Raw genomic sequence first — 12415 nt, forward strand, 5'->3', positions numbered from 1 at the left:
GTATTGTCAGCCCCATGGATAACTGGATTGCGTTGGTCAGGACCAACATGGAAGACCGCAAGGTCACACAAGGGGAGTTGGCCGAGCGCTTGGGCATGTCCCAGGGCGGCGTTGGCCATTGGCTCAACAAACGGCGGGCGCCAAGCCTGGTGGACATGAACCGGGTCCTGGCGGCGCTGGGGCTGGGGTACCTTGAAGTCGCACTGGATATCCGCGAGCGGGCCGAGGAAGCCCCACCGGAGAAAAACTACAACCCGTATTACCGCTACCCGGTCAGCGATTGGAGAGGGGTGTGCGAGGTGCGCGAAGAACGGGCGCCTTATGGCGTGTCCCGCTTCGAACTGACGGATTATCACGCCCAGGGCGACGCCTTTTGGCTGCCGGTCACAGGCGACGCCATGACCGCCCCCAGCGGCCTGAGTGTCAGTGCGGGCATGATGATCCTGGTAGACCCGGCCATCGCGGCCGAGCCCGGCAAGCTGGTGGTCGCCCAATGGGCCGAGAGCCCACACGCGACCTTCCGCCAGTTGCTGGAAGAGAGCGGCCAGCTTTACCTGGTGCCGCTCAATCCCACCTACCCGAAACGGCTGTTCACTGACGAATGCCGCATCCTCGGCGTGGTGGTTCAAGCCACGGCGAAGTTCTAGCCAGCCGTTTCGAGCTCCACCAGCGCGCAACCTTCTGCAACCATTTCACCTTCCTGGCAGAACAGCGCCTTGACCACTCCAGCCTGGGGCGCGCGGATACTGTGTTCCATCTTCATGGCCTCCAGGACCACCAGTGGCGTGCCGGCCTCCACGTTTTGTCCGACCTCCACCAGCACCCGCACGATGCTGCCGTTCATCGGCGCGGTAAGGCCGCCTTGGTGGGACTGGTTGGCCTCGACTGCTGCAATCGGGTCGAACAGCGTCACCGCCTGCATCTCGCCGTCCCAGCGCAGATACACCGTGTGGTCATGGCGCACCGCCAAATGGCTGCGACGCACGCCCTGTTGCTCGATCAGCAGCTGTTCGCCGCGTAGCTGGGCGCCGTCCGCGGCCAGAGTGACCAGCCGATCTTGGCCGTTGCAGATCAAATGCAGCGAAACCTCGGCCGGCAATCCAGCACGAAACCCACGCTTATCCGCCCAAGGCCCTTCACCCGGCGGCAAACTCTGGATGTAGGCCGCGCCTGCGGCTTGCCAGAATTCATCGCCCAGTTCCCCGGGCGCCGGCAGCAAATCGTCCTGATATCGCGGAATAAACCCGGTATCCAACTCGGCCGCCGCGAACGCCGGATGCCCGATAATGCGCCGCAAAAAGCCCAGGTTGGTCTTCAGCCCGCCCACGGCAAACTCATCCAGCATGCCCAGCAACCGCAGCCGCGCCTGTTCACGGTCCTCGCCCCAGGCAATCAGCTTGCCGAGCATGGGGTCGTAGAAGGGCGACACGCTGTCGCCTTGCTCGACGCCACTGTCCACCCGGCGCCCTGGCCCAGGCGTGGATTCGCGGTACAGCGCGAGATGCCCGGTAGCCGGCAGGAAATCATTCGCGGGGTCCTCGGCATACAGTCGCACTTCGATTGCATGGCCGATCAGCGGCACCTGCTCCTGGGTGATCGGCAAAGCCTCGCCCTGGGCGACACGAATCTGCCAGGCCACCAAATCCAGTCCGGTGATCGCCTCGGTCACGGGATGCTCCACCTGCAGCCGCGTGTTCATCTCCATGAAGAAGAACTCGCCGCGCGCGTCCAGCAAAAACTCCACCGTACCGGCGCCGACATAACCGATGGCCTGTGCTGCACGCACGGCAGCTTCGCCCATGGCCTTGCGTTGTTCAACGCTCAACCCCGGCGCGGGCGCTTCCTCGACCACCTTCTGGTGGCGGCGCTGGATCGAGCAGTCGCGTTCATTGAGGTACAGGCAATGCCCATGCTGGTCGGCAAACACCTGGATCTCCACATGACGCGGCTTGAGCAGGTATTTTTCCACCAGCATCTGCCCATTGCCGAAGGACGACAGCGCCTCACGCTGGGCCGACGCGAGCGCCTCGGCCAATTGGCTGACGTCCTCGACCACCTTCATGCCTTTGCCGCCGCCACCGGCTGTAGCCTTGAGCAGCACGGGGTAGCCGATGCGTTCGCAGGCGGCGCGGAAGGTGTCCAGGTCCTGAGCTTCGCCGTGATAACCCGGCACCAGCGGCACACCGGCGGTTTCCATCAGGGCCTTGGCCGCCGACTTGCTGCCCATGGCATCGATCGCCGAGGCGGGTGGGCCGAGGAAGATCAAGCCAGCGGCTTCAATGGCGCGGGCAAACCCGGCGTTCTCCGACAAAAAACCGTAACCCGGATGAATCGCCTGGGCGCCGCTGGCCTGGGCGGCGGCGATCAGTTTGTCGATTTGCAGGTAACTGTCAGTGGCCTTGCTGCCCCCCAGGTCGACACGAATATCCGCCTCGCGACTGTGACGCGCATCGCGGTCGATGGCGCTGTGCACCGCCACGGTGGTCAGGCCCATCGCCTTGGCGGTGCGCATCACCCGGCAGGCAATCTCGCCTCGGTTGGCCACCAGCACGGTCGTCAATGTTGTCATGAACGCGGCTCCTGAGGCTGCCAGCTCGGTGGACGTTTTTGCAGGAAGGCGCGCAAGCCTTCCTGGCCCTCGGCGCTCACGCGAATACGCGCGATGGCGTTTTCGCAGTAGCGGCGCAAGGCCGGGGTGAGGGCGCCGTTGCCCACTTCGCGCAGCAAGTCCTTGCTGGCGCGCATCGCCGCCGGGCTGTTGTGTAGCAGGTTGGCGATCCACTGTTCGACCTGACGGTCCAGCTCGCCAATCGGGTAACTCTCCGCCAACAAACCGATGTCCCGCGCGCGTTGGCCGCCAAAGCGCTCGGCGGTCAGGGCATAGCGCCGCGCCGCGCGTTCGCCGATGGCTTGCACCACGAACGGGCTGATCACGGCCGGCGCCAGGCCGATGCGTACTTCCGACAGGCAGAACTGCGCGTCATCCGCGCCAATTGCCATGTCACAGCAACTGATCAAGCCCAGCGCGCCACCGTAGGCTGCGCCTTGCACTACTGCGAGGGTCGGGATTTTCAGCTTGGCCAGGTTGTACATCAGCTCCGCCAGTTCGCGGGCATCGTCCAGGTTGGTGTGGTAGTCCAACTCGGCCGATTGCTGCATCCAGGCCAGGTCGGCACCGGCGCTGAAGTGTTTGCCGCGCCCGCGCAGCACCAGAAAACGCAGGGACGGATCGCCTTGCACCTGGTCGAGGGCGATGATCAGTTCGCGGATCATCTCGGCATTGAACGCGTTGTTCTTGGCTTCACGACTAAGCCACAGCGTGGCAAAACCACGGCTGTCGGTGATCAGTTCGAGGGTATTGAAATCGCTCATGGGGTACGGCTCCATTTACATGCGGAACACGCCGAAGCGGCTCGGCTCGATGGGGGCATTCAGCGAGGCGGACAAGGCCAGCGCCAGCACGTCACGGGTCTGCAACGGGTCAATCACGCCGTCATCCCACAGGCGCGCGCTGGAATAGTAGGGGTGGCCCTGGGTGTCGTACTGGTCGAGGATCGGCTGCTTGATTGCCGCCTCTTCTTCGGCGCTGAATCCCACGCCCGCGCGTTCAGCCTGCTCGCGCTTGACCTGCACCAGCACACCGGCCGCCTGCTCGGCGCCCATCACGCCAATGCGTGCATTCGGCCACATCCACAGGAAACGTGGGTCGTAGGCGCGGCCACACATGCCGTAGTTACCCGCGCCAAAGCTGCCGCCGATGATCACCGTGAACTTCGGCACCTTGGCGCAGGCCACAGCGGTGACCAGCTTGGCGCCGTGCTTGGCGATGCCACCGGCTTCGTACTTCTGGCCGACCATGAAGCCGGTGATGTTCTGCAGGAACAACAGGGGAATGCCGCGCTGGCAGGCCAGCTCGATAAAGTGCGCGCCCTTCTGCGCGGCTTCGGCGAACAGAATCCCGTTGTTGGCCAGGACCGCAATCGGGTAGCCGTGCAAGTGCGCAAAACCGCACACCAGGGTGGTCCCAAACAGCGCCTTGAACTCATCGAACACTGAACCGTCGACCAGGCGTGCGATCACTTCGCGCACATCAAAGGGCTGCTTGGCGTCGGCCGGGATCACGCCGTACAGCTCTTCGCTGCTGTACAGCGGCGCCACGGGCGGGCGTTGCAGCAACTCGCCCTGTTTGCGCCAATTGAGGTTGGCCACGCTGCGGCGGGCCAGCGCCAATGCGTGTTCATCGCTGTCGGCATAGTGGTCGGCTACGCCGGAGACCTTGCAGTGCACATCGGCACCGCCGAGGTCTTCGGCGCTGACCACTTCACCGGTCGCGGCTTTCACCAGCGGCGGGCCCGCGAGGAAGATGGTGGCCTGGTTGCGCACCATGATCGCTTCGTCGGCCATCGCCGGCACATACGCGCCGCCGGCAGTGCACGAGCCCATCACCACGGCGATCTGCGGGATGCCTTGGGCGCTCATGTTGGCTTGGTTGAAGAAGATCCGGCCGAAATGCTCGCGATCGGGAAACACTTCGTCCTGACGCGGCAGATTGGCGCCGCCGGAGTCCACCAGGTAGATGCACGGCAGGCGGTTCTGCTCGGCAATGGTCTGCGCGCGCAGGTGTTTTTTGACCGTGAGCGGGTAGTAGGAACCGCCTTTCACCGTGGCGTCGTTGGCGACGATCATGCATTCGACGCCTTCCACGCAGCCGATCCCGGCAATCACCCCAGCGGCCGGTACGTCTTCGCCGTACACCTGATGGGCGGCCAGTTGGCTGAGTTCAAGAAACGGCGAGCCGGGGTCGAGCAAGCGATTGATGCGCTCGCGAGGCAGCAGTTTGCCGCGCGAGGTGTGCCGCTCCTGGGCCTTGGCGCCGCCGCCTTGTTGCACGTGGGCGAGCAGGGTGTGCAGGGCGTCGACCTGTTGGCGCATCGCCGCGCTGTTGGCGGCAAACTCCGCCGAGCGGGGGTTGAGCTGGCTGTGCAAGGTGGCCATGGTGCGCTCCTTCAGCGGGTTTCGTTGAAGAGTTCGCGACCGATCAGCATCCGGCGGATCTCACTGGTGCCGGCGCCGATCTCATACAATTTGGCGTCACGCAGCAGGCGCCCGGCCGGGAATTCATTGATATAGCCATTGCCGCCCAGGATCTGGATGGCATCAAGGGCCATTTGCGTGGCGCGTTCGGCGCTGTAGAGGATCACCCCGGCCGCGTCCTTGCGCGTGGTCTCGCCACGCTCGCACGCCTGGGCCACCGCGTAGAGGTAGGCGCGGCTGGCGTTGAGTTGGGTGTACATGTCGGCGACCTTGCCCTGGATCAGCTGGAATTCGCCGATGCTCTGGCCGAACTGCTTGCGGTCGTGGATGTAGGGCACGATCAGGTCCATGCACGCCTGCATGATCCCGGTGGGGCCGCCGGACAGCACCACGCGCTCGTAGTCGAGGCCGCTCATCAGCACTTTGACGCCGCCATTGAGCACGCCGAGGATGTTTTCCTGCGGCACTTGCACGTCATCGAAAAACAGTTCGCAGGTGTTGGAGCCGCGCATGCCCAGTTTGTCGAATTTGTTGCTGCGGCTGAAGCCTTTCCAGTCGCGCTCGACAATGAACGCGGTGATGCCGTGAGGGCCCTTTTCCAGGTCGGTCTTGGCGTAGATCACATAGGTGCTGGCGTCGGGGCCGTTGGTGATCCAGGTTTTGCTGCCGTTGAGCACGTAATGGTCGCCGCGTTTATCGGCGCGCAGTTTCATCGAAACCACATCGGAGCCGGCATTCGGCTCACTCATGGCCAGGGCGCCGACGTGTTCGCCGCTGATGAGTTTGGGCAGGTAGTTGAGTTTTTGTTCGTGGTTGCCGTTGCGGTTGATCTGGTTCACGCACAGGTTGGAATGCGCGCCGTAGGACAGCGCCACTGACGCCGAGCCCCGGCTGATCTCTTCCATGGCCACCACGTGGGCCAGGTAACCCAGGCCGGCGCCGCCGTACTCTTCCGGCACGGTGATGCCCAGCAGGCCCATATCGCCGAACTTACGCCACAGGTCGGCGGGGAACAGGTTGTCGATGTCGATCTGGGCCGCGCGGGGCGCGATTTCCTTGCCCACGAAGGACTGCACCTGGTCGCGCAGCATGTCGATGGTTTCACCGAGGGCGAAGTTCAGGGACGGGTAACTCATGACAGGCACCTTAATGTGAGCATTGTTTTTGTGTGGAGGGCGCGCCAGGGGAGGGCGCTCACCTTTACGTTAACGTAAGCTTGCGTTGCGGCGCTGTCAATCGTAGTTTACGTTTACGTCAACCTACAAAAAAGACAACAGGGGTCGTTATGGATCAATCGAATCAGAGCTACAGCCGTGGCCCTCAAGACAAAGCCTTGCTGGCCATGACCATCGGCCAGGCCTTTGATCGCACGGTTGCGCAGCATCCTGACGGCGAGGCCCTGGTGGTGCGCCACCAGCAGCTTCGCTACACCTGGCGGCAGTTGGCCGAGGCGGTGGATGTACACGCCCGCGCTTTTCTTGCCTTGGGCATGCACGCCGGCGACCGCCTGGGTATCTGGGCGCCCAATTGCGCCGAGTGGTGCATCAGCCAGATCGCCAGTGCCAAGCTCGGGGTCATCCTGGTCAATATCAACCCGGCCTACCGCAGCAGTGAACTGGACTACGTGCTCAAGCAGTCCGGCTGCCAGTGGCTGGTGTGTGCCGGGTCGTTCAAGACTTCCGATTACCACGCGATGCTGCAGGCGCTGAAGCCGGACCTGCGCGGCATGATCAGCCTAGACCCCAACCCGCCACCGGGATTCCTGCCCTGGTCGCAGCTGGCAGCGCGCGGTGCAGGCATCCCGCTCGAGCAACTGCATGCCCGCCAGGCCGCTCTGCATTTCGATCAACCGGTGAATATCCAGTACACCTCCGGCACCACCGGCTTTCCCAAAGGTGCCACCCTCAGCCACCACAACATCCTCAATAACGGCTACATGGTCGGCGAAAGCCTGGGCCTCACCGCGCAGGACCGCCTGGTGATCCCGGTGCCGTTGTATCACTGCTTCGGCATGGTCATGGGCAACCTCGGTTGCATCACCCACGGCACCACCATGATCTACCCGAATGACGGCTTCGACCCGCTGCTGACCCTCACCGCCGTCGCCGAGGAGCGCGCCACAGGCCTGTACGGCGTGCCCACCATGTTTATCGCCATGCTCGATCACCCCCGCCTGGGCGACTTTGACCTGTCCACCCTGCGCACCGGCATCATGGCCGGCTCTACGTGCCCCATCGAAGTGATGCGCCGGGTCATCAGCGAGATGCACATGAGCGAGGTGCAGATTGCCTACGGCATGACCGAGACCAGCCCGGTGTCCTTGCAAACCGGAGCGGATGACGACCTGGAACGCCGCGTGACCACCGTCGGGCGCACCCAGCCGCAGTTGGAAAACAAGATCATCGACGCCGATGGCAATACGATTGCGCGCGGCGAGATCGGCGAGTTGTGCACCCGTGGCTACAGCGTGATGCTCGGCTACTGGAACAACCCCGACGCCACCCGCGAGGCCATCGACGACGCCGGCTGGATGCACACCGGTGACCTGGCGAGCATGGACGCCCACGGCTACGTGTGCATCGCCGGGCGCAACAAAGACATGATCATTCGCGGCGGCGAGAACGTGTACCCGCGTGAGCTGGAGGAGTTTTTCTTCACCCACCCGGCGGTGGCGGATGTGCAGGTCATCGGCATTCCGGATGAGCGCTACGGTGAAGCCATCGTCGCCTGGATCAAGTTCCATCCCGGTCATGTGGCCAATGAGCTTGAGCTGCAAACCTGGTGCAAGGGCCGCATTGCGCACTTCAAGACGCCCAAGTACTTCAAGTTCGTGGAGGCATTCCCCATGACGGTCACGGGCAAGATCCAGAAATTCCGCATGCGTGAAATCACCATCGAAGAGCTGCGCACGCAGTCTCAATAACACCACAGAACCCATGAGGCAGGGGGCTTGCTCCCTCACATGTTGGCTGCGGTGAATCAACACATGAACGAAACGCAGAAAGCACAAAGGGGACCCGAGGGTCCCCTTTAATTTGTCGTTGCGTGCTCTTTTTTTATTATTGAGGGGCGGTCTATTGTTGTTTTTGGCAACCGTTACCCTTTACCGCTGTTTTGGGCGACCCCCATTCGGGGTCAAGAGCAAACGTATTTTTTTGAGCGCTGATCTGCTTCTTCGTTATCGATCCAACCAGTGGGTAGCTACCTGAGGTAGTTTTATTTTTCTCTAACCGGTTGCGGGTTTCGGCACGCCGTACCCTGCGAAGCACATCTTCTCCAAAAAAATCTGTTAGCTGCGTCTCTGCCGTGTTGTTTTTGTTATGTCAGAGTCGTTTCGTCTTATTTTTATTAGGCTTGGTGCTTTTTATTCTTGTTATGCCATAGAGATAGCAGAAGCCGTGCCAACTTTTAAAAAGCCTTTAAAATCAATGGCTTGATTTTTTGATGGGAAATGTCCTGCGGCAAATACGACAAAATATGTTCCCGTGTTACTCGATGTGTAGACGTGCGGTAACACATTGTCACGGCTACGCTACTCAACCGGTGTTACGCGCCTTGGCCACGCGTGACCCGGTGGGTCGGCCCAACACGTTGCTGATTTGCTGGCCCGCGCCAATCAATGCCTGCAGGTCGATTCCGGTCTCGATGCCCAGGCCGTTGAGCAGGTACAGCACATCTTCGGTGGCGACGTTACCGCTGGCGCCCTTGGCGTAGGGGCAGCCGCCGAGGCCCGCGATAGAGCTGTCGAACACCGCGATGCCCTCCAGCAGGCTGGCGTAGATATTCGCGATAGCCTGGCCATACGTATCGTGGAAGTGCCCCGCCAGCTTGTCTCGTGGCACCTGCGCGCCGACCACCTCGAACAGCCGCCGCGTGGCGCCCGCCGTGCCGGTGCCGATGGTGTCGCCCAGGGACACTTCATAGCAGCCCATGGCATACAACTCCCGCGCGACCGCCGCCACTTGCGCCGGCGCAATCTCGCCTTCATACGGGCAGCCCAGCACGCACGACACATAACCTCGCACGCTGATTCCGTGCTGCCTGGCCGCCGCCATGATCGGCGCAAAGCGTTCCAGGCTTTCGCTGATGGAACAGTTGATATTGCGCTGGGAAAACGCCTCGGACGCGGCCGCAAACACCGCCACTTCCTTCACGCCTGCTGCCAATGCGTCCTCGAAACCGCGCAGGTTCGGCGCCAGGGCACCGTAGGTCACGCCGGGCCTGCGCTGGATCTGCGCGAATACCTCGGCCGAGCCGGCCATCTGCGGCACCCACTTGGGCGAGACGAAACTGCCGACTTCGATATAGCTCAAGCCGGCAGCGCTGAGTGCGTCCACCAACCGGACTTTGTCCGCCACGCTGATAGGTTGGGCTTCGTTCTGCAGGCCGTCGCGCGGGCCGACTTCCACCAAGCGTACGTGTGAGGGGAGGGACATGGCAGTTACCTTCTGATCAATGGCCGGCCTGGCGCAGGGTGGTGGCCAGGGCTTGGGTGCAGCGCTCTTCGGCGGTGTCCAGTTCCAGCTTCATCTGTTCGATATCCAGCAGTTGCTGTTCCAACTGCTCACGGCGCTCGGCGATTTTTGCCAGCATGCTGTTGAGTTGCACATGGTTGCCGCTGGCGGGGTCGTAGAGTTCGATCAGCTCGCGGCATTCCGCCAGGGAAAAGCCGATGCGTTTGCCGCGCAGGATCAGCTTGAGGCTGACCTTGTCGCGGGCCGAGTAGATACGCTCCTGGCCCCGGCGTTCCGGGGCCAGCAGCCCTTGTTCTTCATAGAAGCGAATGGCGCGCGTGGTGATGTCGAGCTCGCGGGCGAGGTCGGAGATGCTGTAGGTCGTGCTCATGGTAGTGCCCGAGAAGATGTCTTGGGCGCTAAGCTAATGGCTGCTTGACGTTAACGTCAAGGGTCGCGCTCTTGTAGTGAGTGGGCTTGCCCCGCGCTGGGCGGCGAAGCCGCCCCAAACCAGGCGACCTGGGTTTATCTGGGACTCGGTGGTGTCTTTTCTAGGGCGGCTTCGCCACCCAGCGCGGGGCAAGCCCGCTCACTACAAGTTAGGGTTGTTTGCCGTCCAGTTTCTTTTCGTGCGCCGTGACCTGCTGGCACAACTCAATCATCTGCTCGCGCATCCAGCGGTTGGCCGGGTCCTGGTCGGTGCTTTCGTGCCAGTACAGGTGGGTTTCCACCGGCGGCACATCGTTGACCGGCAGGTTGAACCAGTGCAGTTCGTGGCGGCGGGCGAAGCGTTCGGGCACGGTCATGACCATGTCGGTCTGCTGCAACACTTGTGAAGCCATCAGGTAATGCTGGGAGCGCAGGGCAATTTTGCGCTGGATGCCCATCTTGCCCAAGGCCAGGTCGACGTGGCCCAAGCCGTTGCGGCGGCTGGAGATATGGATATGGGTCAGCGACAGGTAGTCATCCAGGGTCAGTTTGTCCTTACCGGCCATGGGATGGCCCTTGCGCATGGCGCACACGTAGCGGTCTTCCATCAGCTTGACGTGGCGCACCTGCGGATCGGTGTTCAACGGCGCATCCACGGCGAAGTCCAGGCGCCCGGCGGCGAGTTCCTTGGTGGTCTCGCGGCGTTTGGACAGGAAACTCTCGATCACCACGGTGGGCGCCAAGCGGCGCAGGCGCTGAAACAGCAGCGGCAGGATCACCGCCTCGGTGAGGTCGGTCATGCTGATGCGGTAGGTCTTGGCCGCCTGCTGTGGGTTGAAAATGCGGCTTTCCTGTACCGACACCCGCAGCAACGACAACGCATTGCGCACCGGGCCGATGATGTTCTGCGCCATCGGCGTGGGCACCATGCCTTGGGCGGTACGCACGAACAGCGGATCGTTGAAGGTCTCACGCAGACGGGCTAGCGCGTTGGACACCGCCGGCTGGGTGATGCCGACAATCTGCCCGGCGCGGGTCAGGTTGGCTTCGGTGTAGATCGCGTCAAAGACGATAAACAGGTTGAGGTCGACCTTGCTCAGATTCATTGCGTAGCGCTCTTATTGTTAGGTGGCCATACGTCGATCATATATCGGTGATGAATGTTAATACACGCCGAGAATAGGCTAGGTAAATTATCAACGCTGTTCTAGCATCGATTGCATGACCTAAACAACCTCTCAGAGAAGGGAGCTGCTCATGGATTTCGCCTATTCGCCCAAGGTTCAGGAACTGCGTGAACGCGTCACTGCGTTCATGGATGCTTACGTTTACCCGGCCGAGCCGGTGTTCGAGCGCCAAGTCAGCGAAGGCGACCGCTGGCAGCCCACCGCAATCATGGAAGAGCTGAAAGCCAAGGCCAAAGCTGAAGGCCTGTGGAACCTGTTCCTGCCGGAATCCGAATTGGGCGCCGGGCTGACCAACCTTGAATATGCGCCACTCGCCGAAATCATGGGCCGCTCCCTGCTGGGCCCGGAGCCGTTCAACTGCTCCGCCCCCGACACCGGCAACATGGAAGTGCTGGTGCGCTACGCCAACGAAGAGCAGAAACAACGCTGGCTGGAACCGCTGCTGCGCGGCGAGATCCGCTCGGCGTTCGCCATGACCGAGCCGGACGTGGCGTCCTCGGACGCAACCAACATGGCCGCCCGCGCCGAACGCAAGGGCGACGAATGGGTGATCAACGGCAAAAAATGGTGGACCTCCGGCGCCTGCGACCCGCGCTGCAAGATCCTGATCTTCATGGGCCTGAGCAACCCCGATGCACCGCGCCACCAGCAGCATTCGATGATCCTGGTGCCAGTGGACACTCCTGGCGTGAAAATCGTGCGCCCCCTGCCGGTGTTCGGCTACGACGATGCCCCCCACGGCCACGCCGAAGTGCTGTTCGACAACGTACGCGTGCCTTATGAGAACGTTCTGCTCGGCGAAGGCCGCGGCTTTGAAATCGCCCAAGGCCGTCTGGGCCCTGGCCGTATCCACCACTGCATGCGTTCCATCGGCATGGCCGAGCGCGCACTGGAATTGATGTGCAAGCGTTCCGTCAGCCGTACCGCGTTTGGCAAACCGCTGGCCCGCCTGGGCGGCAATATCGACAAGATCGCCGACTCACGGATGGAGATCGACATGGCGCGCCTGCTGACCCTGAAGGCGGCGTACATGATGGACACCGTGGGTAACAAAGTGGCGAAAAGTGAAATCGCCCAGATCAAGGTGGTGGCGCCGAACGTAGCGTTGAAGGTGATCGACCGCGCGATCCAGATCCATGGCGGAGCCGGGGTTTCCAACGACTTCCCGCTGGCCTACATGTATGCCATGCAACGCACCCTGCGCTTGGCCGATGGCCCGGACGAAGTGCATCGGGCGGCGATCGGCAAGTTCGAGATTGGCAAGTACGTGCCTAAAGAGCTGATGCGCAGCGGGCAGTAACAGCGCGTCGC

General features: G+C 62.3%; 10 protein-coding genes. 3 read left to right on the forward strand and 7 right to left on the reverse strand.

Going from position 1 to position 12415, the window contains the following annotated elements; all coding sequences use genetic code 11:
• Positions 1-14 precede the first annotated feature (14 nt).
• On the forward strand, positions 15-647 hold the full coding sequence (locus QCBJ_RS03010; RefSeq protein WP_046035555.1) for a LexA family transcriptional regulator: 633 nt from the start codon (positions 15-17) through the stop codon (positions 645-647).
• Here QCBJ_RS03010 and QCBJ_RS03015 read toward each other — a convergent pair.
• From QCBJ_RS03015 to QCBJ_RS03030, 4 genes are read right to left on the reverse strand one after another with little or no spacing between them, the layout of a single operon-like run.
• The gene (locus QCBJ_RS03015) at positions 644-2569 is read right to left on the reverse strand and encodes an acetyl/propionyl/methylcrotonyl-CoA carboxylase subunit alpha (RefSeq protein WP_102060107.1); all 1926 of its coding nucleotides are present in this window, start codon (positions 2567-2569) and stop codon (positions 644-646) included. The two genes, QCBJ_RS03010 and QCBJ_RS03015, sit on opposite strands and share 4 nt — an antisense overlap.
• Positions 2566-3372: a gamma-carboxygeranoyl-CoA hydratase gene (locus QCBJ_RS03020; RefSeq protein ID WP_046035554.1), complete on the reverse strand. Its 807-nt coding sequence runs from the start codon at positions 3370-3372 to the stop codon at positions 2566-2568. Before QCBJ_RS03020 ends, QCBJ_RS03015 begins: the two co-directional genes overlap by 4 nt.
• 15 nt (positions 3373-3387) lie before the next feature.
• Positions 3388-4995 (reverse strand): carboxyl transferase domain-containing protein, encoded by a 1608-nt coding sequence (locus tag QCBJ_RS03025; RefSeq protein ID WP_046035553.1) that lies wholly within the window; start codon positions 4993-4995, stop codon positions 3388-3390.
• An 11-nt stretch (positions 4996-5006) separates the two neighbouring features.
• A complete protein-coding gene (locus tag QCBJ_RS03030; protein WP_043205557.1) occupies positions 5007-6170 on the reverse strand; it encodes an isovaleryl-CoA dehydrogenase in 1164 nt (387 codons plus the stop codon).
• Between the two features lie 149 nt (positions 6171-6319).
• On the opposite strand from QCBJ_RS03030, the gene QCBJ_RS03035 reads away from it, so the two are divergent.
• The gene (locus tag QCBJ_RS03035) at positions 6320-7957 is read left to right on the forward strand and encodes an AMP-binding protein (RefSeq protein ID WP_102060108.1); all 1638 of its coding nucleotides are present in this window, start codon (positions 6320-6322) and stop codon (positions 7955-7957) included.
• A gap of 613 nt (positions 7958-8570) precedes the next feature.
• Here the strand turns inward: QCBJ_RS03035 and QCBJ_RS03040 are convergent.
• The 3 genes from QCBJ_RS03040 to QCBJ_RS03050 form a co-directional block, all read right to left on the reverse strand.
• A complete protein-coding gene (locus tag QCBJ_RS03040; RefSeq protein ID WP_012725008.1) occupies positions 8571-9470 on the reverse strand; it encodes a hydroxymethylglutaryl-CoA lyase in 900 nt (299 codons plus the stop codon).
• A 16-nt stretch (positions 9471-9486) separates the two neighbouring features.
• Complete coding sequence (locus QCBJ_RS03045; RefSeq protein ID WP_012725007.1) at positions 9487-9879, reverse strand: MerR family DNA-binding transcriptional regulator; 393 nt, start codon at positions 9877-9879, stop codon at positions 9487-9489.
• A 208-nt stretch (positions 9880-10087) separates the two neighbouring features.
• Positions 10088-11023, reverse strand: a complete 936-nt coding sequence (locus QCBJ_RS03050; RefSeq protein ID WP_012725006.1) for a LysR family transcriptional regulator — start codon at positions 11021-11023, stop codon at positions 10088-10090.
• A gap of 151 nt (positions 11024-11174) precedes the next feature.
• Here QCBJ_RS03050 and QCBJ_RS03055 point away from each other — a divergent pair, with 151 nt between their 5' ends.
• Positions 11175-12404 carry an acyl-CoA dehydrogenase gene (locus QCBJ_RS03055; RefSeq protein WP_102060109.1) on the forward strand — a complete coding sequence of 410 codons (1230 nt, stop codon included), beginning with the start codon at positions 11175-11177 and terminating at the stop codon, positions 12402-12404.
• The last annotated feature ends 11 nt before the right edge of the window (positions 12405-12415 follow it).

Origin of the sequence: Pseudomonas sp. QC2 (genome assembly GCF_002859085.1) — a bacterium.
GTDB lineage: Bacteria > Pseudomonadota > Gammaproteobacteria > Pseudomonadales > Pseudomonadaceae > Aquipseudomonas > Aquipseudomonas petroselini.